Annotated in this window: 19 protein-coding genes, 4 tRNA genes and 1 pseudogene; 18 read left to right on the top strand and 6 right to left on the bottom strand. The window is 68.3% G+C overall.

Translation table 11 applies throughout. The annotated features are described in order from the left end of the window. The first annotated feature begins 79 nt into the window (after nt 1–79). Nucleotides 80–943, top strand: coding sequence for a zinc metalloprotease HtpX (gene htpX, locus QT196_RS17780; RefSeq protein WP_168479966.1), 864 nt, complete (start codon nt 80–82; stop codon nt 941–943). Nucleotides 944–1,081: 138 nt separating this feature from the next. After that, complete coding sequence (locus QT196_RS17775) at nt 1,082–1,474, top strand: YccF domain-containing protein (protein ID WP_168479964.1); 393 nt, start codon at nt 1,082–1,084, stop codon at nt 1,472–1,474. Nucleotides 1,475–1,627: 153 nt separating this feature from the next. Here QT196_RS17775 and QT196_RS17770 read toward each other — a convergent pair whose 3' ends face one another. Continuing rightward, a complete protein-coding gene (locus tag QT196_RS17770; protein WP_018090929.1) occupies nt 1,628–2,116 on the bottom strand; it encodes a YajQ family cyclic di-GMP-binding protein in 489 nt (162 codons plus the stop codon). Nucleotides 2,117–2,306: 190 nt separating this feature from the next. Here QT196_RS17770 and QT196_RS17765 point away from each other — a divergent pair. Further along, nucleotides 2,307–2,388: transfer RNA gene (locus QT196_RS17765), tRNA-Tyr, on the top strand. A gap of 102 nt (nt 2,389–2,490) precedes the next feature. On the opposite strand, the pseudogene QT196_RS17760 reads toward QT196_RS17765, so the two are convergent. From QT196_RS17760 to QT196_RS17750, 3 genes and pseudogenes are all read right to left on the bottom strand, one after another. Continuing rightward, nucleotides 2,491–2,691: pseudogene (locus tag QT196_RS17760) on the bottom strand (hypothetical protein); the annotation flags it as partial. 67 nt (nt 2,692–2,758) lie between these two features. Next, entirely contained in the window at nt 2,759–3,421 is a 663-nt protein-coding gene (locus QT196_RS17755; protein WP_168479962.1) for an SDR family oxidoreductase, read from the bottom strand. 77 nt (nt 3,422–3,498) lie between these two features. Further along, the gene (locus tag QT196_RS17750) at nt 3,499–4,761 is read right to left on the bottom strand and encodes an amidohydrolase family protein (protein WP_085925672.1); all 1,263 of its coding nucleotides are present in this window, start codon (nt 4,759–4,761) and stop codon (nt 3,499–3,501) included. Between the two features lie 182 nt (nt 4,762–4,943). On the opposite strand from QT196_RS17750, the gene QT196_RS17745 reads away from it, so the two are divergent. The 6 genes from QT196_RS17745 to QT196_RS17720 all read left to right on the top strand — a co-directional run bounded on the left by QT196_RS17745 (nt 4,944) and on the right by QT196_RS17720 (nt 7,479). Next, nucleotides 4,944–5,016: transfer RNA gene (locus tag QT196_RS17745), tRNA-Thr, on the top strand. 46 nt (nt 5,017–5,062) lie between these two features. Continuing rightward, nucleotides 5,063–5,135, top strand: a tRNA-Met gene (locus tag QT196_RS17740). A gap of 89 nt (nt 5,136–5,224) precedes the next feature. After that, on the top strand, nt 5,225–5,389 hold the full coding sequence (rpmG, locus tag QT196_RS17735; protein ID WP_006604855.1) for a 50S ribosomal protein L33: 165 nt from the start codon (nt 5,225–5,227) through the stop codon (nt 5,387–5,389). Nucleotides 5,390–5,473: 84 nt separating this feature from the next. Then, the gene (locus tag QT196_RS17730) at nt 5,474–5,926 is read left to right on the top strand and encodes a MaoC family dehydratase N-terminal domain-containing protein (protein ID WP_085925673.1); all 453 of its coding nucleotides are present in this window, start codon (nt 5,474–5,476) and stop codon (nt 5,924–5,926) included. 1 nt (nt 5,927) lies between these two features. Continuing rightward, nucleotides 5,928–6,362 carry a MaoC family dehydratase gene (locus tag QT196_RS17725; RefSeq protein ID WP_290355228.1) on the top strand — a complete coding sequence of 145 codons (435 nt, stop codon included), beginning with the start codon at nt 5,928–5,930 and terminating at the stop codon, nt 6,360–6,362. 61 nt (nt 6,363–6,423) lie between these two features. After that, entirely contained in the window at nt 6,424–7,479 is a 1,056-nt protein-coding gene (locus tag QT196_RS17720) for a UDP-N-acetylmuramate dehydrogenase (protein WP_168479960.1), read from the top strand. Nucleotides 7,480–7,517: 38 nt separating this feature from the next. Here the strand turns inward: QT196_RS17720 and QT196_RS17715 are convergent, their stop codons facing one another. Both QT196_RS17715 and QT196_RS17710 read right to left on the bottom strand, forming a co-directional pair. Further along, nucleotides 7,518–8,561 (bottom strand): adenosine deaminase, encoded by a 1,044-nt coding sequence (locus QT196_RS17715; protein ID WP_168479958.1) that lies wholly within the window; start codon nt 8,559–8,561, stop codon nt 7,518–7,520. A 147-nt stretch (nt 8,562–8,708) separates the two neighbouring features. Then, entirely contained in the window at nt 8,709–9,968 is a 1,260-nt protein-coding gene (locus QT196_RS17710) for a pyridoxal phosphate-dependent aminotransferase (protein ID WP_168479956.1), read from the bottom strand. Nucleotides 9,969–10,151: 183 nt separating this feature from the next. Here QT196_RS17710 and QT196_RS17705 point away from each other — a divergent pair. From QT196_RS17705 to QT196_RS17665, 9 genes are all read left to right on the top strand, one after another. Then, nucleotides 10,152–10,224, top strand: a tRNA-Trp gene (locus tag QT196_RS17705). A gap of 108 nt (nt 10,225–10,332) precedes the next feature. Further along, complete coding sequence (secE, locus tag QT196_RS17700; RefSeq protein ID WP_290355227.1) at nt 10,333–10,629, top strand: preprotein translocase subunit SecE; 297 nt, start codon at nt 10,333–10,335, stop codon at nt 10,627–10,629. Nucleotides 10,630–10,702: 73 nt separating this feature from the next. After that, on the top strand, nt 10,703–11,569 hold the full coding sequence (nusG, locus tag QT196_RS17695; RefSeq protein ID WP_168479954.1) for a transcription termination/antitermination protein NusG: 867 nt from the start codon (nt 10,703–10,705) through the stop codon (nt 11,567–11,569). A gap of 168 nt (nt 11,570–11,737) precedes the next feature. Further along, nucleotides 11,738–12,172 (top strand): 50S ribosomal protein L11, encoded by a 435-nt coding sequence (gene rplK, locus QT196_RS17690; protein ID WP_127151674.1) that lies wholly within the window; start codon nt 11,738–11,740, stop codon nt 12,170–12,172. Between the two features lie 82 nt (nt 12,173–12,254). Then, nucleotides 12,255–12,971: a 50S ribosomal protein L1 gene (gene rplA / locus QT196_RS17685; protein ID WP_168479952.1), complete on the top strand. Its 717-nt coding sequence runs from the start codon at nt 12,255–12,257 to the stop codon at nt 12,969–12,971. Between the two features lie 435 nt (nt 12,972–13,406). After that, nucleotides 13,407–13,958, top strand: a complete 552-nt coding sequence (gene rplJ, locus QT196_RS17680; protein ID WP_042155838.1) for a 50S ribosomal protein L10 — start codon at nt 13,407–13,409, stop codon at nt 13,956–13,958. Nucleotides 13,959–14,042: 84 nt separating this feature from the next. Next, complete coding sequence (gene rplL, locus QT196_RS17675) at nt 14,043–14,426, top strand: 50S ribosomal protein L7/L12 (RefSeq protein WP_168479950.1); 384 nt, start codon at nt 14,043–14,045, stop codon at nt 14,424–14,426. Nucleotides 14,427–15,047: 621 nt separating this feature from the next. Beyond that, the gene (rpoB, locus tag QT196_RS17670; protein WP_030074767.1) at nt 15,048–18,533 is read left to right on the top strand and encodes a DNA-directed RNA polymerase subunit beta; all 3,486 of its coding nucleotides are present in this window, start codon (nt 15,048–15,050) and stop codon (nt 18,531–18,533) included. A gap of 100 nt (nt 18,534–18,633) precedes the next feature. Beyond that, a complete protein-coding gene (locus tag QT196_RS17665) occupies nt 18,634–22,533 on the top strand; it encodes a DNA-directed RNA polymerase subunit beta' (RefSeq protein WP_168479948.1) in 3,900 nt (1,299 codons plus the stop codon). Nucleotides 22,534–22,676 lie beyond the last annotated feature (143 nt).

Raw genomic sequence — 22,676 nt, 5'->3', positions numbered from 1 at the left:
GACCAGTGAGTAAGGGTCCACTGGAGAGTGGAGAAACGCAGCACAGGGTTCCCCTGCCGCACCGCTTGGAGGGCGTACCGTGCACCGCCGGCACAACGGGCTCAGGACCGCCGTACTCCTCGGGGGACTGTCCGCCCTCATCATCGTCATCGGCAGCCTGTTCGGCCGTACGGGCCTGATCATCGCCGTCGTCGTCGCCCTGGGCACCAACGCCTACGCGTACTGGAACAGCGACAAGCTCGCCCTGCGGGCCATGCGCGCCCGCCCGGTCAGCGAGTTCGAGGCCCCACAGCTCTACCGCATGGTCCGCGAGCTCTCCACCACGGCCCGCCGGCCCATGCCGCGCCTGTACATCTCCCCGACCCAGGCGCCCAACGCCTTCGCCACCGGCCGCAACCCCCGCAACGCCGCGGTCTGCTGCACCGACGGCATCCTCCAGCTGCTCGACGAGCGTGAGCTGCGCGGCGTCATCGGCCATGAGCTCAGCCATGTCTACAACCGCGACATCCTCATCTCCTCGGTCGCGGGCGCACTGGCCTCCGTCGTGATGTTCCTCGTCAACTTCGCCTGGCTGATTCCCCTGGGCCGCTCCGACGACGACGAGGGCCCCGGCCTCCTGGGCATGCTGCTGATCATGATCCTCGGCCCGGTCGCGGCCGGGATCGTCCAGCTGGCCGTCAGCCGCTCCCGTGAGTACCAGGCGGACGCCTCGGGCGCCCAGCTCACGGGCGACCCGCTGGCCCTGGCCTCCGCCCTGCGCAAGCTGGAGACGGGCACCCGGCAGCTTCCGCTGCCGCCCGAGCCGCGGCTGGAGACCGCCGGACACATGATGATCGCCAATCCGTTCCGGGCGGGCGAGGGCATGACCCGGCTGTTCTCCACCCACCCCCCGATGCACGAGCGCATCGCCCGTCTGGAACGGATGGCGGGCCGGCGCCCCTGACGGACCACCGGCCCCGGGGGAGCGGTGGCCGCCGCGTGCCGCCCGCCGCATGATGAACGCAACGCAACGCTTTACCCGGCCCAGGGCGTCTTGCCCGGCAGTTACGTTCTCCGCCGTGCCCGTGGAAGGCTGCTGATCATGAAGTTCATCCTCAACATCATCTGGCTGGTTCTCAGCGGCTTCTGGATGGCGCTCGGCTATGTGGTCGCGGGCATCATCTGCTGCATCCTCATCATCACCATCCCGTTCGGCATCGCGTCCTTCCGGATCGCCGGCTACACCCTGTGGCCCTTCGGCCGGACGACCGTGGTGCGCCATGACGCCGGTGCCGGCTCGGCCATCGGCAACGTCATCTGGATCATCTTCGCGGGCTGGTGGCTGGCCCTGGGGCACATCGTCACCGGCCTCGCCCTGTGCGTGACGATCATCGGCATCCCCTTCGGCATCGCCAACTTCAAGCTGATCCCGGTCTCCCTGATGCCGCTGGGCCGCGACATCGTCCCCACGGACGAGCCCTTCGCAACGCGCTGACCGCCCGCCCCGCCAGGCCCCTCACCCTCGGCCCGTACGAGTCCCCGAGGGGCCCGCTGCCCCACAGGACCGCTCGGTTCGCCACCCGATACGCCGGTGGGGCGGCACGCCGCAGCGCGCCGCCCCATCCCGTGGCACCCGGAAACCGGGCTCCTACCGGTAGTTCACGAACTGGAGCGCGAAGTCCAGGTCCTTGCCCTTCAGCAGCTGCTGCACCGCCTGAAGGTCGTCCCGGCTCTTCGAGCTGACCCGCAGCTCGTCGCCCTGCACCTGCGCCTTGACGCCCTTCGGGCCCTCATCGCGGATGATCTTGGCGACCTTCTTCGCGTTGTCCTGCGAGATCCCCTCCTCGATAGAGGCGAAGATCTTGTACTCCTTGCCCGAGGCCTGCGGCTCGCCGGCGTCCAGCGCCTTCAGGGAGATCCCACGCTTGACCAGCTTGGACTGGAAGATGTCGAGTACGGCCTTCACTCGCTCCTCGGCGTTGGCCCGCATCTCGATCTTCTCGCCCGACCACTCGATCGACGCGCCCACGCCCTTGAAGTCGTAGCGCTGCGAGATCTCCTTGGCGGCCTGGTTGAGGGCGTTGTCGACCTCCTGCCGCTCTACCTTCGAGACGATGTCGAAACTGGAGTCGGCCATGTTGAGTTGGCTCCTCGTACCTAGATCCGTCAGGGGCGCGGCCCGTCCCCGGACCGCCTGCCAAGCCTAGCCACCCGGCCAAGATCCAGCGCTCCCGAATCGAGTGGCGAACCACCCCCAGCCATCGGGTATGGTTTACGTCGTTGCCACGGAGCACCGCCCAACAGCGGCTCTCCCGGCAGCAAACCCAGGCGGTGTGCCCGAGCGGCCAAAGGGAGCAGACTGTAAATCTGCCGGCTCAGCCTTCCCAGGTTCGAATCCTGGCGCCGCCACAGGTGAGAAGGGGCCCGTGACCAGCGTAAAAGCTGGTCACGGGCCCCTTTTTCGTTGCCGCCACCGGAAGATCCGCTATGGGCGGTATGCCCCACTCTGTCTCACCCTGTTTCGCGTGCTGACCAGCGCGAGTGGGGCACGTGTGGGGCAGTCCCAGGGCGCTGGCTCCCACCCTTCAAGGCAGCCTCGATGCGGGCATTCGCCGCGGCAGCCGCGCCATCCAGGCACTTTGCGTAGACGCGGAAGAGCACGGCCACGCTGTGGCCCGCACGTGCTGCCACCACCTGGGGCTCCACTCCCGTCTCACCCCGCCCGCGCGCACAGGCGGACGGAGCCGGTGGGTCACCGCCCACCCGGCGGGCCCGCCCCTCAGCGCCCGGCCACCGCCCGCACCGCATCCTCCACCGGTACCTCGCCGCCGATCAGCTCCAGCGTCCGGCCGATGGTGGCCGGCTCGTCGAGCAGCGCCACCAGGGCGGCCGCCACATCGTCCCGGGTCACCTCGCTGCGGCCGGTCGTGTCGGCCAGCGCCACCAGGCCGGTGCCGGGGTCGTTGGTCAGCCGCCCAGGCCGCAGGATCGTCCAGTCCAGCCCGGCGCGGGCCCGTACGTCCGCGTCCGCGGCGCCCTTGGCCCGCAGGTACGCGGCGAAGACCGGGTCGGTGCCCTCGGGGGGCACACGGTCCGCGCCCATGGACGAGACGACGAGGAAGCGCCGTACCCCGGCCGCCTCGGCCGCGTCCGCGAAGACCGCCGCCGCGCCGCGGTCCACCGTGTCCTTGCGTTCGATGCCGCTGCCCGGCCCCGCTCCCGCCGCGAAGACGGCCGCGTCGACGCCTTCCATGTGCCGGGCGACATCCTCGACCGACGCCGACTCCAGGTCGCAGACCACCGGTTCGGCCCCCGCGGCCAGCAGGTCACCGGCCTGTTCCGGCCGGCGGATGATGCCCGCCACCTCGTCCCCGCGCTTGGCGAGCAACCGCTCCAGCCGCAGCGCGATCTGACCATGTCCACCTGCGATGACAATGCGCATGATCCCGACCGTACGCCGAAGCGCCGCCGCGCAGTGCGGGACCGGCCGGGGGAGCGGCCGTTGTCCCCGCGCGCGGCTCAGCGCTGAGACTGCCGCGGCAGCTCCAGCGCCACCTCCGCCGCCGAGTCGCAGTACTCCCGCACCGCGCTGGTACGGGCGACCACCCGCCCGCGGTGGATCACGATCCGGCTGTACGCGAGCGAGAGCACCCCGGCGATCCGCTCGCCCCGCACCGCCAGCAGCTCCGCGGGAAAGCCCGCCTCGACCCGTACCTCCGGCAGCCCCAGGGTCGCCCGCGCCGCCGAACTCACGCTCTCGTAGGCCGCCTCCGGCGTGGCCTCACCCAGAGAAGCCAGCAAATACGCCGCCTCCAACGGGTCACCGCGCCCCACCGGATTCGCCACGTCCCGCAACGCCCCGCTGCCCGCCGCCACCTGGACACCGGCCGCCCGCAGCAGCCGTACGGGCGCCGGCCGCGACACCCGCGAGCCGTACCGCTCCAGGCCCGTGCAGTCGCCCTGCGGCAGACAGACGACGGCGACCCCGGCGGCCGCCAGCTGCTCGGCGACCCGCGCCGCCACGCTCCGCGGCATCCGCGCCATCCCGGCGCACGGCCCGAGCGCGACGCCCGGCCGCAGCCCGCCGGACATCGCCGCGAACCGCGCCAGCCGCGCCGGATCGTCCCCGTCGGTGTGCAGATCCACCGGGCAGCCGTGCTCCCCGGCCAGCTCCAGCACTGTCTCGACGTACCCGGCCGGATCGGGGTCGAGGTCCGGGCAGCCGCCGATGACCGAGGCGCCCATCTTCACCGCGTCCCGCAGCATCGCCAGCCCGTCCGCCCCGGCCACCCCGGTCAGCACCCGCGGCACCGCGACCGCCGCCAGATCGGCCAGCCCGCGCAGCGACCGGCGCGCCTGGAGCACCGCCTCCAGCGAGCGCAGCCCCTGTACGTCACCGATCCTGACGTGGCTGCGGGAGGCGGTGGCGCCGTGCCCCAACTGGAGCAGCGCGGCCTCGGTCGTCCGGCGCTGCACGTCCTCGGGTGAACGGGAGGCGGGGCCGTCGGAGTCGGCGGTCAGGGCGGTGTCGCAGTGCGCGTGGGGTTCGGCGGGTGCGGGGAGCAGGAGGTAGCCGGCGAGGTCGACGCGGGCGCCCTGCGGGGCGAGGCTGCCGGCCGTCCCGACGGCCTCGATGCGTCCGCCGCCGAGCCGTACGTCCACCATCCGCCCGTCGGCGAGCCGGGCGCCGCACAACACCAGCGCTCCGCTTTCCGACCTGGCGAACCGGCCGGGCCCGACGGGCTTTCCCGGCTGCGGCTGCGGCGAACTGCTGTCGGACATCGCGCTCCTCGAAGGCACCGGCGTGCAAGATCACGCAGCGTTCTTCCGAGCCTAGGCCGCTGCCGGGAGAGCGTTGCGCAGGCGCGAAATAGTCGTACCGGTGTGGTGCGCGGGGCCGCTGTGGCACGGCCCGGATACGGATTTCACGTTTGGCGGCGGGCCGTGTAATGTCTTCATCGCTCGCCCCAATAGCTCAGTCGGCAGAGCGTCTCCATGGTAAGGAGAAGGTCTACGGTTCGATTCCGTATTGGGGCTCTGATGTGTAAGGTTCCCGCCTTCGGGCGGGTTCCCCTCGCATCGCAGCGGTGTAGCTCAGTCGGTAGAGCAAGCGGCTCATAATCGCTGTGTCACCGGTTCAAGTCCGGTCACCGCTACTGACAGTAGCCGATTGTGGGGTCGGTCCTCCGATCGGCTACTCTTTTATGCGTTAATCCGACCACCCGTCCGTCCAAGGAGCACTCACGTGGCTGCCACCGACGTCCGCCCGAAGATCACGCTGGCCTGCGTGGAGTGCAAGGAGCGGAACTACATCACCAAGAAGAACCGGCGTAACGACCCGGACCGTCTTGAGATGAAGAAGCACTGCCCCCGTTGCAACTCGCACACCGCGCACCGCGAGACGCGATAACACAGGCTAGTCCGTGAGGCCGTCCCCATTCGTGGGGGCGGCCTCACGGCGTTGTCACCATCAGTACAGGGAGGTTGCGAGCCCATGGCGCTCGACCAGTCTTTTGTCGGACGCACGTACCCGCCCACCGACCCGTACGAGGTCGGCCGGGAAAAGATCCGCGAATTCGCCGAGGCGATCGGCGACTCCAACCCCGCTTACACCGACGCCGAAGCGGCCAAGGCACTCGGGTACTCCGATGTGATCGCACCGCCGACTTTTGTGTTCGCCATCACTTTCAAGGCCGCGGGACAGGTCATCGAGGACCCGCAACTGGGCCTGGACTACAGCCGGGTGGTGCACGGCGACCAGAAATTCGCCTACACCCGCCCGGTGCGCAGCGGTGACCGGCTGTCCGTCACCTCCACCATCGAGGCCATCAAGACCATGGCGGGCAACGACATCATCGATATCCGCGGCGAGGTGCACGACGAGGCGGGCGAACACGTCGTGACCGCGTTCACCAAGCTGGTGGCCCGTGCCGCGAAGGAGGCCTGAGATGACCGCGAAGATTTCCTATGGCGAGGTCGAGGTCGGCACGGAACTCCCGGCGCAGACCTTCCCGGTGAGCCGCGCCACACTCGTCCGGTACGCGGGCGCCTCCGGTGACTTCAACCCGATCCACTGGAACGAGAAGTTCGCCAAGGAGGTCGGGCTGCCGGACGTCATCGCGCACGGCATGTTCACCATGGCCGAGGCGATCCGGGTGGTCACCGACTGGGCCGGCGACCCGGGCGCGGTCGCCGAATACGGGGTGCGCTTCACCAAGCCCGTCATCGTCCCCAACGACGAGACCGGCGCACTGATCGAGGTCAGCGCCAAGGTCGCCGCCAAGCTGGACGACGACGACCGTACGGTCCGCGTCGACCTCACCGCGATGAGCGCCGGCCAGAAGGTGCTGGGCATGTCCCGCGCCGTGGTCCGCCTCGCCTGAGCCGGGGCCGCCGGGGGCGTCCGGCCGAGCACTGTCGGACCGCCCCCGTACCCTTGGGCGCGTGCAGGAACTCCACGACGCCCCCCTCGCCCCGCTGACCACCTTCCGCCTCGGCGGCCCGGCCACCCGCCTCGTCACGGCCACCACCGACGACGAGGTGATCGCCGCCGTCCGCGCGGCCGACGACACCGGCACCCCGCTGCTGATCATCGGCGGCGGCAGCAACCTCGTCATCGGCGACAAGGGCTTCGACGGCACCGCCCTGCGCATCGCCACCCGCGGCTTCGCGCTCGACGGCACGACCCTCACGCTCGCCGCGGGCGAGAACTGGTCCGACGCGGTCGCCCGCACGGTCGAGGCCGGACTGGCCGGTGTGGAGTGCCTGGCCGGTATCCCCGGGTCCGCGGGCGCCACCCCGATCCAGAACGTGGGCGCGTACGGCCAGGAGGTCTCCGCCACGATCACCGAGGTCGTCGCCTACGACCGCCGCCTCGGCGAGACCGTCACGATCCCCAGCGCGGAGTGCGGCTTCTCCTACCGCCACAGCCGCTTCAAGCAGCACCCCGACCGGTTCGTGGTGCTGCGGGTGCGCTTCGCCCTGGAGGACGCCGGGGGCCTCTCCGCGCCCCTGAAGTACCCCGAGACCGCCCGCGCCCTCGGCGTGGAGGCCGGCGACCGGGTCCCCGCCGCCGTCGCCCGGGAGACCGTGCTGGCGCTGCGCGCCGGCAAGGGCATGGTGCTGGACCCCGAGGACCACGACACCTGGTCGGCGGGCTCGTTCTTCACCAACCCGATCCTCACCGAGGCCGAGCACGCCGTCTTCCTCCGCCGCGTCCAGGACCGCCTCGGCCCCGACGTCGCCCCGCCCGCCTTCCCAGCCGGCGACGGCCTGGTGAAGACCTCCGCGGCCTGGCTCATCGACCGGGCCGGCTTCACCAAGGGCTACGGCAGCGGCCCCGCCCGCATCTCCACCAAGCACACCCTCGCGCTCACCAACCGCGGCACGGCCACCACCGAGGACCTGCTCGCGCTGGCCCGCGAGGTCCGCGACGGCGTGCACGCGGCCTTCGGCGTCACACTCGTCAACGAACCGGTCACGGTCGGCGTCAGCCTCTAGCCGGCCTCTGGCGGGCCTCTGGGCGGCCTCTGGCGCCCCTACGCGGCCAGCCAGGCGTCGATCTCCGCCAGCAGCCGCTGCTGCTCGTCCTGCGGCGCGCAGGAGCCGCGGACCGACTGCCGGGCCAGCTCGGCCAGTTCGGCGTCGGTGAAGCCGTGCGCGGTACGGGCGATCTCGTACTGCGCGGCCAGCCGCGCGCCGAACAGCAGCGGATCGTCCGCCCCCAGCGCCATCGGCACGCCCGCGTCGAAGAGCGCCCGCAGCGGCACGTCCTCCGGCTTCTCGTAGACCCCCAGCGCCACATTCGACGCGGGGCACACCTCGCAGGTCACCCCGCGCGAGGCCAGCCGGCTCAACAGCACGGGATCCTCCGCGGCCCGTACGCCGTGCCCCACCCGGCCGGCGTGCAGATCGTCCAGACAGTCCCGGACGCTCGCCGGCCCCGACAGCTCACCGCCGTGCGGCGCCGCCAGCAGGCCGCCCTCCCGGGCGATGGCGAAGGCGCGGTCGAAGTCCCGGGCGAAACCCCGGCGTTCGTCGTTGGACAGCCCGAAGCCGATCACCCCGCGGTCGGCGTAGCGCACCGCGAGACGCGCCAGCGTACGGGCGTCCAGGGGGTGCTTCATCCGGTTCGCGGCCACCAGGACACGGATACCGAGCCCGGTGTCCCGGGAGGCACTGTGCACCGCGTCCAGGATGATCTCCAGGGCCGGGATCAGCCCGCCCAGCCGCGGGGCGTACGAGGTCGGGTCGACCTGGATCTCCAGCCAGCGCGACCCGTCCCGGACATCCTCCTCGGCGGCCTCCCGCACCAGCCGCTGGATGTCCTCGGGCGTCCGCAGACACGACCGCGCGATGTCGTACAGCCGCTGGAAACGGAACCAGCCGCGCTCGTCCGTGGCTCTGAGCTGGGGAGGTTCACCGCTCCGCAGTGCCTCCGGCAGATGGACGCCGTACTTGTCGGCGAGGTCCAGCAGGGTCTCGGACCGCATCGAACCGGTGAAGTGCAGGTGCAGATGGGCCTTCGGCAATCGGCGCAGGTCTCGGATGGCGGCTTCGCCGCGGGCACGAACGCTCTCCATCCGAAGATCTTGCCGCATGCGAGCGGGCGCCGGTAGGGCCTTTCCCGAAGGGGTGTCCGGCGGAACGGGCGAGCGGGCGCCGGGAAGGTGTCCCGGCGCCCGCTCGCTCACCTCCGGATTTTCGGGGGTGCGGCCGTACTGGAGGCGCTACTTGGCCTCCGCCAGCAGCTTCTGGATCCGCGACACGCCCTCGACCAGGTCCTCGTCGCCCAGCGCATACGAAAGCCGCAGGTAGCCGGGGGTGCCGAAGGCCTCACCCGGGACGACGGCGACCTCCGCCTCCTCCAGGATCAGCTCGGCCAGCTCGACGCTGCTCTGCGGGCGCTTCCCGCGGATCTCCTTGCCCAGGAGCTCCTTGACCGACGGGTAGGCGTAGAACGCGCCCTCCGGCTCCGGGCACAGCACGCCGTCGATCTCGTTGAGCATCCGCACGATGGTCTTGCGGCGCCGGTCGAAGGCGACCTTCATCTCCTCGACGGCCGTCAGATCCCCGGAGACCGCCGCGATGGCCGCGGCCTGCGCGACGTTGGAGACGTTGGACGTGGCGTGCGACTGGAGGTTCGTGGCGGCCTTGATGACGTCCTTGGGGCCGATCGCCCAGCCCACCCGCCAGCCGGTCATCGCGTAGGTCTTCGCCACACCGTTGACGATGATGCACTTCTCGCGCAGCTCGGGCACGACCACCGGCAACGACGAGCTGGTGACATCAGCGCTGCCGCGCGCGGCGGCCTCGCCGTAGACCAGGTGCTCGTAGATCTCGTCGGTCAGCACCCACAGGCCGTGCTCGGCGGCCCAGCGGCCGACGGCCTCGACCTGCTCGCGGCCGTAGACCGCGCCGGTCGGGTTCGACGGCGAGACGAACAGCAGCACCTTGGTGCGGTCCGTGCGGGCGGCCTCCAGCTGCTCCACGGTCACCCGGTAGCCGGTGGTCTCGTCCGCGACGACATCGACCGGCACCCCGCCGGCCAGACGGATCGACTCGGGGTAGGTGGTCCAGTACGGCGCCGGGACGATGACCTCGTCGCCCGGGTCGAGGATCGCCGCGAACGCCTCGTAGATCGCCTGCTTGCCGCCGTTCGTCACCAGGACGTTCGCGGGCTCGATCTCGTAGCCGGAGTCGCGCAGCGTCTTCGCGACGATCGCGGACTTCAGCTCGGGGAGGCCGCCGGCCGGGGTGTAGCGGTGGTACTTCGGGTTGCGGCAGGCCTCGATCGCCGCCTCGACGATGTAGTCGGGCGTCGGGAAGTCGGGCTCACCGGCGCCGAAGCCGATCACCGGGCGCCCGGCGGCCTTGAGGGCCTTCGCCTTGGCGTCGACGGCGAGGGTCGCGGACTCGGAAATCGCACCGACCCGGGCCGATACGCGGCGGTCGGCAGGGGACGAAGCGGGAGGAGTGGCAGCGCTCATACCGGCATCGTCCCAGACCTCTGACAACCCCGGCGCACGCATCGGCGGGCACCACCCGGGACGTTTCTGTTCGACGCCCGGCTCTGAAGCACGTACACTCGCTGATCGTTGGCTCCCGACAGGTCGCCGCGGTGCACGCACGTAGTGCAGTCAGCCGCATGCGGTAGGTTGGGGGAACCACAAAGGGTCGTAGCTCAATTGGTAGAGCACTGGTCTCCAAAACCAGCGGTTGGGGGTTCAAGTCCCTCCGGCCCTGCTACACGCACTTCGTCACCACAGTGCGTGCACGCGTACGTATGAAATGCACCGCCGTGCGGCTCAACCGGGCGCGGCACGGCCACGACCCGGATTCAGGTGAGGACGAGTGACGGACGCCCTGGGCTCCATCGACATGCCTGAGCGCGGTCGTTCCGAGGATGAAGCCGCGGACTCCCAGAAGAAGCCCCGTCGCGGCGGCAAGCGCGGCAAGAAGGGCCCCTTCGCGCGCCTCGCGCTCTTCTACCGCCAGGTCGTGGCGGAACTCCGCAAGGTCGTCTGGCCCTCGCGCAGCCAGTTGTCGACGTACACCAGCGTGGTGATCGTCTTCGTTGTCATCATCATCGGTCTCGTAACCGTGATTGACTTGGGAATCAACCGAGTCGTCGGGTACGTCTTCGGCTGATCCCGCGGAGGGCGCCTCAGCGGGCGCCCGTTTCGCATGTTCAACCCCTTGAAGCCAGGAAGAAGCAGCCACCGTGTCTGACCCGAACCTGAACGACGCCGCCGACTCCGCCGAGACGGCAGCGGCCGACGTGGACGCGGCTGCCTCGGCCGAGGTCCAGGGCGACGACACCGAACTCGAGATCGTCCAGGCCGCCGACGAGATCGACGAGCTGGACGCCGAGGAAGCCGCCGCCGGTGAGCCCGCCGAGGTCGCCGCGGTGCACGTCGAGGACGAGGCCGAGGACGAGGACGTCGCTGAAGCCGCAGAGGAAGAGGAGCCGGTCGACCCGGTGGCCGCCCTCCGCGACGAACTCCGCGGCCTCCCCGGTGAGTGGTACGTCATCCACACCTACGCGGGTTACGAGAACCGCGTGAAGACCAACCTCGAGCAGCGTGCCGTTTCGCTGAACGTCGAGGACTACATCTTCCAGGCCGAGGTGCCGCAGGAAGAGGTCGCCCAGATCAAGAACGGCGAGCGCAAGACCATCCGCCAGAACAAGCTCCCGGGCTACGTTCTCGTGCGCATGGACCTGACGAACGAGTCCTGGGGCGTCGTCCGCAACACCCCGGGCGTCACGGGCTTCGTCGGCAACGCCTACGACCCCTACCCGCTGACGCTGGACGAGATCGTCAAGATGCTCGCCCCGGAGGCCGAGGAGAAGGCCGCCAAGGAGGCCGCCGCGGCCGAGGGCAAGCCGGCGCCGTCCCGCAAGGTCGAGGTCCAGGTGCTGGACTTCGAGGTGGGCGACTCCGTCACCGTCACCGACGGCCCGTTCGCGACGCTCCAGGCGACGATCAACGAGATCAACGCCGACTCGAAGAAGGTCAAGGGCCTCGTCGAGATCTTCGGCCGCGAGACCCCGGTCGAGCTGAGCTTCGACCAGATCCAGAAGAACTAGGTTCTTCCGGAACACCAGCCAAATCGACCAGGTCAGACGGGCTCACAGCCGGTCTGACCTGCTCGGTTTTTGGCCGCGCGACTATACCCGTTATCGTTGTGCGGTATGCCTCCATCCGGATGACCGGGTGGATCGGCGAAACACCTCTCACTAGGACCCGGAGAGAGCATGCCTCCCAAGAAGAAGAAGGTCACGGGGCTTATCAAGCTCCAGATCAGCGCCGGCGCCGCAAACCCGGCCCCGCCGGTCGGCCCCGCGCTGGGCCAGCACGGCGTCAACATCATGGAGTTCTGCAAGGCCTACAACGCCGCGACCGAGTCGCAGCGTGGCATGGTCGTGCCGGTGGAGATCACGGTCTACGAAGACCGTTCCTTCACCTTCATCACCAAGACCCCGCCGGCCGCGAAGCTCATCCTGAAGGCCGCGGGCGTGGAGAAGGGCTCCGGCGAGCCGCACAAGACCAAGGTCGCCAAGATCACCGAGGCGCAGGTCCGCGAGATCGCCACCACCAAGATGCCCGACCTGAACGCCAACGACCTGGACGCCGCGTCGAAGATCATCGCCGGCACCGCCCGTTCCATGGGCATCACGGTCGAGGGCTGATCCCAGCCCTTCAGGCACCACCCGTGGCAGGACCAGGCGCTGGTCCGCACCACGACTCCACCCCACTGCATCAGGAGCAGAAGTGAAGCGCAGCAAGACTCTTCGCACCGCGGACGCGAAGATCGACCGGGAGCGTCTGTACGCCCCCCTCGAGGCCGTCCGTCTCGCCAAGGACACCTCCCCGACCAAGTTCGACGCGACCGTCGAGGTTGCCATGCGCCTGGGTGTCGACCCGCGCAAGGCCGACCAGATGGTCCGTGGCACCGTGAACCTCCCGCACGGCACCGGTAAGACCGCCCGGGTCCTGGTCTTCGCGACCGGTGACCGTGCTGCGGCCGCGGAAGCCGCCGGCGCCGACATCGTCGGCTCGGACGAACTGATCGACGAGGTCGCCAAGGGCCGTCTGGACTTCGACGCCGTCGTCGCCACCCCGGACCTCATGGGCAAGGTCGGCCGTCTCGGCCGGGTGCTCGGTCCCCGTGGTCTGATGCCGAACCCGAAGACCGGCACCGTCACCCCCGATGTCGCCAAGGCTGTCACCGACATCAAGGGCGGCAAGATCGAGTTCCGCGTGGACAAGCACGCGAACCTCCACTTCATCATCGGCAAGGTCTCCTTCGACGAGACCAAGCTGGTGGAGAACTACGCCGCGGCGCTCGAGGAGATCAACCGCCTCAAGCCGTCCGCCGCCAAGGGCCGCTACATCAAGAAGGCCACCATCAGCACCACGATGGGCCCTGGCATCCCGCTGGACTCCAACCGCACCCGCAACCTCCTCGTCGAGGACGAGGCCGTCTGATCTTCCCGATCGGCGCCTCGTAGCGTGTGACCACTGTCGTCAGGCCCCGCTCTCCTGTGAGGAGGGCGGGGCCTGACGCATGCTGTGCCGCTCTTAGCGGCCGCGCCGGCCCCTGGGTGAGGAGCGGGGCGGAGGACGCGCTCCAGTGGCCGGGAGCGCGGCCGGTGCCCCCCTCTCGGTCGATTTGCCTGACGCAGGGCTCTCCCGTACCGTATGCGGAAGCCAAAGACCGCTGGTTGTCTCTGTGCGCCCGATCCCGGGTGTGCAGTGGCCGAAGGATCCGCTAGCTGCGGACGGCCTGCGCAGGTGTGTATGGATGAACTCCCAGGCAGATTTCTGCCTTGGTCGAGTACGCCCCGTGCGCCTGCGCCGGGGCGTTTGTTTTGCCCAGCCCCTTCTGCGCGGTCCTCATCACCCGGAAGGAGGCCGAGGCTCATGGCGACGTCTGACAAGATCGCAGCCGTTGAGGAGATCACTTCTAAGCTCCGTGACTCCAACGCAGCTGTTGTGACTTCTTACACCGGACTGACTGTGGCGCAGCTCAAGGAGCTGCGTCGTTCTCTCGGCGAGAACGCTCAGTACCGTGTGGTGAAGAACACGCTGACCAAGATCGCGGCCCAGGAGGCCGGGATTCAGCTGGACGAGCACCTCAAGGGCTCGACCGCTGTTGCTTTCGTGACCGGTGACCCGGTCACGGCGGCGAAGGGTCTGCGTGACTTCGCCAAGGAAAACCCCTCTCTCGTCATCAAGGGCGGTGTCCTTGAAGGTAAGGCGCTGTCCGCCGACGAGATCAAGAAGCTTGCGGACCTCGAGTCCCGTGAGGTTCTGCTCGCCAAGCTGGCGGGTGGCATGAAGGCGTCCATGGCCAAGGCCGCGGCGACCTTCCAGGCCCCGCTCACGAAGTTCGCCCGCACCGCGGACGCGCTTCGCAGCAAGGTCGAGCAGGGCGGTGCCGGTACGCCGGCTCCCGCCGAGGCTGCCGAGTAACCACTCGGACGCCCAGCGGGCCCGTAGTACGCCCGCCAGACATGTACATCCGGCACCAGCCGAATTAGTGGAAGGACCGCCACCATGGCGAAGCTCAGCCAGGAAGACCTGCTCGCGCAGTTCGAGGAGATGACCCTCATCGAGCTCTCTGAGTTCGTGAAGCTCTTCGAGGAGAAGTTCGACGTCGAGGCTGCCGCCCCGGTCGCCGTTGCCGCCGCCGGCGTCCCGGGTGCCCCGGCCGCCGAGGTCGAGGAGCAGGACGAGTTCGACGTCATCCTCACCGGTGCGGGCGACAAGAAGATCCAGGTCATCAAGGTCGTGCGTGAGCTGACCTCCCTGGGCCTGAAGGAGGCCAAGGACCTCGTCGACGGCACCCCGAAGCCCGTCCTCGAGAAGGTCGCCAAGGACGCCGCCGAGAAGGCCGCCGAGTCCCTCAAGGGCGCCGGCGCCTCCGTCGAGGTCAAGTGACCCCACGGAGTCTCTGACTCCCGTCCACGGCGCCTGAGGCGCTTCGGACACCAGCCAAGGGCGATCACCCATGCGGGTGGTCGCCCTTCGGCGTGCTCGCCACGGCTGCGTTGTCTCGCGCCTGCGTGCGAGTATGGTGATCATCGTTGCCCGGACGTGCCCCCATGTGACGATCTCGCCGAGGTGGGGGGCCTTGACGAACCGGACGCGGCGCGCAATTCTCGGGACGCGACGCAGAAGCGATCCAGGGTTCGAGGCATGGATCGCGGACGAAGAGGGAAGCATCGGTGTGCGCCACTGGCGCAGGGCTTTCGGCAGGCGCAGGGCATTGAGACGAACAAATGAGGGCTTCCTCCGGTGCGGAGGGCATGACCTCCCGGAGGGAGAAGATCGGTATCACGGTGCTGAACCGGTCTCCGGAATCTCGCTCTGGACATCAGTGTGCCAAGTGGCTACACTGACCCTTTGCGCTGCCTGTTAGCTGCTCCCTGCCCGTCACCAGGGGCATACCCGAGCCCGAGCAAACCTGAATGAACCGCCCTGATCTGGGCTTTTCCTCAGTCTGCTCGATTCGGGACCGGTACGCGCGTAGTGAGTCCGAGCCCTCGGAAGGACCCCCTCTTGGCCGCCTCGCGCAACGCCTCGACTGCCAATACGAACAACGGCGACAGCACCGCCCCGCTGCGCATCTCTTTTGCGAAGATCAAGGAGCCCCTCGGGGTTCCGAACCTCCTTGCGCTGCAGACCGAAAGCTTCGACTGGCTGCTCGGCAATGCCGCATGGAAGGGTCGCGTCGAGGCTGCGCTGGAGAGTGGGCAGGAAGTCCCCACCAAGTCCGGTCTTGAGGAGATCTTCGAAGAGATCTCCCCGATCGAGGACTTCTCCGGGTCGATGTCGCTGACGTTCCGCGACCACCGCTTCGAGCCCCCGAAGAACTCCATCGACGAGTGCAAGGAGCGCGACTTCACGTACGCGGCTCCGCTCTTCGTCACCGCCGAGTTCACCAACAACGAGACCGGCGAGATCAAGTCCCAGACGGTCTTCATGGGCGACTTCCCGCTCATGACGAACAAGGGCACCTTCTGCATCAACGGCACCGAGCGTGTCGTCGTCTCGCAGCTGGTGCGCTCGCCGGGCGTGTACTTCGACAGCTCCATCGACAAGACGTCCGACAAGGACATCTTCTCCGCCAAGATCATCCCGTCCCGGGGTGCCTGGCTGGAGATGGAGATCGACAAGCGCGACATGGTCGGTGTGCGCATCGACCGTAAGCGCAAGCAGTCCGTCACCGTCCTGCTCAAGGCGCTCGGGTGGACCACCGAGCAGATCCTCGAGGAGTTCGGCGAGTACGAGTCCATGCGCGCCACCCTGGAGAAGGACCACACCCAGGGCCAGGACGACGCGCTGCTCGACATCTACCGCAAGCTGCGTCCCGGCGAGCCGCCGACCCGCGAGGCCGCGCAGACGCTGCTGGAGAACCTGTACTTCAACCCCAAGCGCTACGACCTCGCGAAGGTCGGCCGCTACAAGGTCAACAAGAAGCTCGGTGGCGACGAGCCGCTCGACGCCGGTGTGCTGACCACCGATGACGTCATCGCGACGATCAAGTACCTGGTCAAGCTGCACGCGGGCGAGACCGAGACGATGGGCGAGTCGGGCCGTTCGATCGTTGTCGAGACCGACGACATCGACCACTTCGGCAACCGTCGTCTGCGCAACGTCGGCGAGCTCATCCAGAACCAGGTCCGCACGGGTCTGGCTCGTATGGAGCGCGTCGTGCGTGAGCGCATGACGACCCAGGACGTCGAGGCGATCACGCCGCAGACCCTGATCAACATCCGGCCGGTCGTCGCCTCCATCAAGGAGTTCTTCGGCACCAGCCAGCTGTCCCAGTTCATGGACCAGACCAACCCGCTGTCGGGTCTGACCCACAAGCGCCGTCTGTCGGCGCTGGGCCCGGGTGGTCTCTCCCGTGAGCGGGCCGGCCTGGACGTCCGTGACGTGCACCCCTCGCACTACGGCCGCATGTGCCCGATTGAGACCCCTGAAGGTCCCAACATCGGTCTGATCGGTTCGCTGGCCTCTTACGGCCGGGTCAACGTCTTCGGCTTCATCGAGACGCCGTACCGCAAGGTCGTCGACGGCCAGGTCACGGAGGAGGTGGACTACCTCACCGCTGATGAGGAGGACCGCTTCCTGATCGCCCAGGCCAACGCGAAGCTCTCCGAGGACATGCGGTTCTCCGAGCAGCGTGTCCTGGTCCGCCGTCGTGGCGGCGAGGTCGACCTCGTCCCCGCCGACGAGGTGGACTTCATGGACGTCTCGCCGCGCCAGATGGTGTCGGCCGCGACCGCCATGATTCCGTTCCTCGAGCACGACGACGCCAACCGCGCGCTCATGGGATCGAACATGATGCGCCAGGCCGTGCCGCTGATCAAGGCGGAGTCGCCGCTGGTCGGCACCGGCATGGAGTACCGCTGCGCGGTCGACGCCGGTGACGTCATCAAGGCCGAGAAGGACGGTGTGGTCCAGGAGGTCTCCGCGGACTACATCACCGTCGCCAACGACGACGGCACGTACACCACGTACCGCGTCGCCAAGTTCACCCGCTCCAACCAGGGCACCTCCTTCAACCAGAAGGTCGTCGTGGACGAGGGCGCGCGGGTCATCGAGGGCCAGGTCCTCGCCGACGGTCCGTCCACGGACGAAGGCGAGATGGCGCTCGGCAAGAACCTGCTCGTGGCGTTCATGCCGTGGGAGGGTCACAACTACGAGGACGCGATCATCCTGTCGCAGCGCCTCGTGCAGGACGACGTCCTCTCCTCGATCCACATCGAGGAGCACGAGGTCGACGCCCGTGACACCAAGCTGGGCCCCGAGGAGATCACCCGGGACATCCCGAACGTCTCCGAAGAGGTCCTCTCCGACCTCGACGAGCGCGGCATCATCCGTATCGGTGCCGAGGTCGTCGCCGGCGACATCCTCGTCGGCAAGGTCACGCCCAAGGGTGAGACCGAGCTGACCCCCGAGGAGCGCCTGCTCCGCGCGATCTTCGGTGAGAAGGCGCGCGAGGTGCGCGACACCTCGCTGAAGGTGCCGCACGGTGAGATCGGCAAGGTCATCGGCGTCCGCGTCTTCGACCGCGAAGAGGGCGACGAGCTGCCCCCGGGCGTGAACCAGCTGGTCCGCGTCTACGTCGCCCAGAAGCGCAAGATCACCGACGGTGACAAGCTCGCCGGCCGTCACGGCAACAAGGGCGTCATCTCGAAGATCCTGCCGGTCGAGGACATGCCGTTCCTCGAGGACGGCACCCCGGTCGACATCATCCTCAACCCGCTGGGTGTCCCGTCCCGAATGAACCCGGGACAGGTCCTGGAGATCCACCTCGGCTGGCTCGCCAGCCAGGGCTGGAAGGTCGAGGGTGTCGAGGAGGAGTGGAAGAAGCGTCTCCACTCGATCTCCGCCGACGAGGTCGCCCCCGGCTCCAACGTCGCCACCCCGGTGTTCGACGGTGCGCGCGAGGACGAGATCTCCGGTCTCTTCGAGTCGACGATCCCCAACCGCGACGGTGAGCGGATGGTCAAGGGCTCCGGTAAGGCGCGGCTGTTCGACGGCCGCTCCGGTGAGCCGTTCCCGGACCCGATCTCGATCGGGTACATGTACATCCTCAAGCTGCACCACCTGGTCGACGACAAGCTCCACGCGCGTTCGACCGGTCCGTACTCGATGATCACCCAGCAGCCGCTGGGTGGTAAGGCTCAGTTCGGTGGCCAGCGGTTCGGTGAGATGGAGGTGTGGGCGCTGGAGGCATACGGCGCCGCATACGCCCTCCAGGAGCTGCTGACGATCAAGTCCGACGACGTGACCGGCCGCGTGAAGGTCTACGAGGCCATCGTCAAGGGCGAGAACATCCCCGAGCCCGGCATTCCCGAGTCCTTCAAGGTGCTCATCAAGGAAATGCAGTCCCTGTGCCTCAACGTGGAGGTGCTGTCCTCGGACGGCATGTCCATCGAGATGCGCGACACCGACGAGGACGTCTTCCGCGCTGCGGAGGAGCTCGGCATCGACCTGTCCCGGCGCGAGCCGAGCAGCGTCGAAGAGGTCTGACGGGAGTTCGGCCGGGGAGCCAGTGATGGTTCCCCGGCCGGCCCCAGGACCCCCGTTTCAGACCCCTAAGACTTACAACCCTGAGAGGGATTGACGCATAGTGCTCGACGTCAACTTCTTCGATGAGCTCCGGATCGGTCTGGCCACCGCTGACGACATCCGTCAGTGGAGCCACGGCGAGGTCAAGAAGCCCGAGACCATCAACTACCGCACCCTCAAGCCCGAAAAGGACGGACTCTTCTGCGAGAAGATCTTCGGTCCGACCCGGGACTGGGAGTGCTACTGCGGTAAGTACAAGCGCGTCCGCTTCAAGGGCATCATCTGCGAGCGCTGCGGCGTCGAGGTCACTCGCGCCAAGGTGCGCCGTGAGCGGATGGGCCACATCGAGCTTGCCGCTCCCGTGACCCACATCTGGTACTTCAAGGGCGTGCCGAGCCGGCTGGGCTACCTGCTGGACCTCGCGCCCAAGGACCTCGAGAAGGTCATCTACTTCGCCGCCTACATGATCACGTGGGTGGACGAGGAGCGCCGTACGCGCGACCTGCCCTCGCTGGAGGCGCACGTCTCCGTCGAGCGTCAGCACATCGAGCAGCGCCGTGACTCCGACCTGGAGGCCCGCGCCAAGAAGCTCGAGACCGACCTGGCCGAGCTGGAGGCCGAGGGCGCCAAGGCGGACGTGCGCCGCAAGGTGCGCGAGGGTGCCGAGCGCGAGATGAAGCAGCTGCGCGACCGTGCGCAGCGCGAGATCGACCGTCTCGACGAGGTCTGGAACCGCTTCAAGAACCTCAAGGTCCAGGACCTCGAGGGCGACGAGCTGCTCTACCGCGAGCTGCGGGACCGCTTCGGCACGTACTTCGACGGCTCCATGGGTGCCGCTGCCCTGCAGAAGCGCCTGGAGACCTTCGACCTCGACGAGGAGGCCGAGCGCCTTCGCGAGATCATCCGTACCGGCAAGGGCCAGAAGAAGACCCGTGCGCTCAAGCGCCTCAAGGTCGTCTCCGCCTTCCTGCAGACCCGCAACAGCCCCAAGGGCATGGTGCTGGACTGCATCCCGGTGATCCCGCCGGACCTGCGTCCGATGGTGCAGCTGGACGGTGGCCGCTTCGCGACCTCCGACCTGAACGACCTGTACCGCCGTGTGATCAACCGCAACAACCGTCTGAAGCGGCTTCTCGACCTCGGTGCGCCCGAGATCATCGTGAACAACGAGAAGCGGATGCTCCAGGAGGCCGTCGACGCGCTGTTCGACAACGGCCGCCGTGGTCGCCCGGTCACCGGTCCCGGTAACCGTCCGCTGAAGTCCCTCAGCGACATGCTGAAGGGTAAGCAGGGCCGCTTCCGTCAGAACCTGCTCGGTAAGCGAGTCGACTACTCGGCGCGTTCCGTCATCGTCGTCGGCCCGCAGCTCAAGCTGCACCAGTGTGGTCTGCCCAAGGCCATGGCGCTGGAGCTCTTCAAGCCGTTCGTGATGAAGCGCCTGGTGGACCTCAACCACGCGCAGAACATCAAGAGCGCCAAGCGCATGGTCGAGCGCGGCCGCACGGTCGTCTACGACGTGCTCGAAGAGGTCATCGCCGAGCACCCGGTGCTGCTGAACCGTGCGCCCACGCTGCACCGTCTGGGCATCCAGGCCTTCGAGCCGCAGCTGGTCGAGGGCAAGGCCATTCAGATTCACCCGCTCGTCTGCACCGCGTTCAACGCGGACTTCGACGGTGACCAGATGGCCGTCCACCTCCCGCTGTCCGCGGAGGCCCAGGCCGAGGCCCGCATCCTGATGCTGTCCTCGAACAACATCCTCAAGCCGGCCGACGGCCGTCCGGTCACCATGCCGACCCAGGACATGGTGCTCGGTCTCTTCTTCCTCACCACGGATGAAGAGGAGCGCAAGGTCATCGGTGAGGGCCGCGCGTTCGGCTCGGCCGCCGAGGCGATCATGGCGTTCGACGCCAAGGAGCTCTCGCTCCAGGCGAAGGTCGACATCCGCTTCCCGATCGGCACCGTCCCGCCCCGCGGCTGGACCCCGCCGGTTCCGGAGGAGGGCGAGCCCGAGTGGCAGCAGGGTGACAGCTTCCGGCTGCGGACGACCCTGGGCCGTGCGCTCTTCAACGAGCTGCTGCCCGAGGACTACCCGTTCGTCGACTACTCGGTGGGCAAGAAGCAGCTCTCCGCGATCGTCAACGACCTGGCCGAGCGCTACCCCAAGGTCATCGTGGCGGCGACGCTCGACAACCTGAAGGCGGCCGGCTTCCACTGGGCGACCCGTTCCGGCGTCACCGTCGCCGTCTCGGACATCGTCGTGCCGGAGGCCAAGAAGGCCATCGTCGCGGGCTACGAGGCCCAGGACGAGAAGGTCCAGAAGCAGTACGAGCGCGGTCTGATCACCAAGGACGAGCGCACGCAGGAACTCATCAACATCTGGACCAAGGCGACCAACGAGGTCTCCGAGGCGATGAATGAGAACTTCCCCAAGACGAACCCCATCTTCATGATGGTTGACTCGGGTGCCCGAGGAAACATGATGCAGATGCGGCAGATCGCCGGTATGCGTGGTCTGGTGTCGAACGCGAAGAACGAGACCATCCCGCGTCCGATCAAGGCGTCGTTCCGCGAGGGTCTGTCCGTGCTGGAGTACTTCATCTCCACCCACGGTGCCCGTAAGGGTCTGGCGGACACCGCCCTTCGTACCGCCGACTCCGGTTACCTCACCCGTCGTCTGGTCGACGTCTCCCAGGACGTCATCATTCGCGAGGAGGACTGCGGCACCGAGCGCGGCCTCAAGCTGCGGATCGCCTCGAAGGACGCCGCCGGTGTCCTGCGCAAGGCGGACGACGTCGAGTCCAGCGTCTACGCCCGCATGCTCGCCGAGGATGTCGTCGTCGACGGCAAGGTCGTCGCCCCGGCGAACGTCGACCTCGGTGACGTGCTCATCGACGCGCTGGTCAACGCGGGCGTCGAGGAGGTCAAGACCCGTTCGGTCCTGACCTGTGAGTCCGCGGTCGGCACCTGTGCCTTCTGCTACGGCCGTTCGCTGGCCACCGGCAAGCTGGTCGACATCGGTGAGGCGGTCGGCATCATCGCCGCCCAGTCCATCGGTGAGCCCGGCACCCAGCTGACGATGCGTACCTTCCACACCGGTGGTGTGGCCGGTGACGACATCACCCTGGGTCTGCCGCGTGTCGTCGAGCTCTTCGAGGCCCGTACGCCCAAGGGTGTCGCCCCGATCTCGGAGGCGGCCGGCCGCGTCCGGATCGAGGAGACCGAGAAGACCAAGAAGGTCGTCGTCACCCCGGACGACGGCAGCGAGGAGATGGCCTACGGCGTCTCCAAGCGTGCCCGTCTCCTGGTCGGCGAGGGTGACCACGTCACGGTCGGCCAGCCGATGACCGTGGGTGCCGTCAACCCGCACGACGTGCTGCGGATCCTCGGCCAGCGTGCCGTCCAGGTCCACCTGGTCGGCGAGGTCCAGAAGGTCTACAACAGCCAGGGCGTGGCGATCCACGACAAGCACATCGAGATCATCATCCGGCAGATGCTGCGCCGTGTGACGATCATCGAGTCCGGCGACGCGGAGCTGCTGCCGGGCGAGCTGGTGGAGCGCACGAAGTTCGAGGGCGAGAACCGTCGCGTCGTGGCGGAGGGTGGCCACCCGGCCTCCGGCCGTCCGCAGCTGATGGGTATCACCAAGGCTTCGCTGGCGACGGAATCCTGGCTGTCGGCCGCCTCCTTCCAGGAGACGACCCGAGTGCTGACGGACGCGGCAATCAACGCCAAGTCCGACTCGCTCATCGGCCTCAAGGAGAACGTCATCATCGGTAAGCTCATCCCGGCCGGTACGGGCCTGTCCCGCTACCGCAACATCCGGGTCGAGCCCACCGAAGAGGCCAAGGCCGCGATGTACTCGGCCGTCGGTTACGACGACATCGACTACTCGCCCTTCGGCACCGGCTCCGGCCAGGCGGTCCCGCTGGAGGACTACGACTACGGTCCGTACAACCAGTAATCCTGGTCCGTACGACAGCAACAGGGCGGTCATCCCTTACGGGGTGGCCGCCCTGCGGCGTTGCCGCGGCCCCTGTACCGGCCGTTTCCTCAGGTCGGTTGCCGCCCAGGGGAACTTGTCCTCCCATTGCTGCGTCTGTGATG

This window comes from Streptomyces sp. P9-2B-2 (assembly GCF_030406865.1).
Taxonomy (GTDB): Bacteria; Actinomycetota; Actinomycetes; order Streptomycetales; family Streptomycetaceae; genus Streptomyces; species Streptomyces platensis.
The sequence above is the reverse complement of the archived record's forward strand: the minus strand, read 5'-3'. Positions and strand labels throughout refer to the sequence as shown.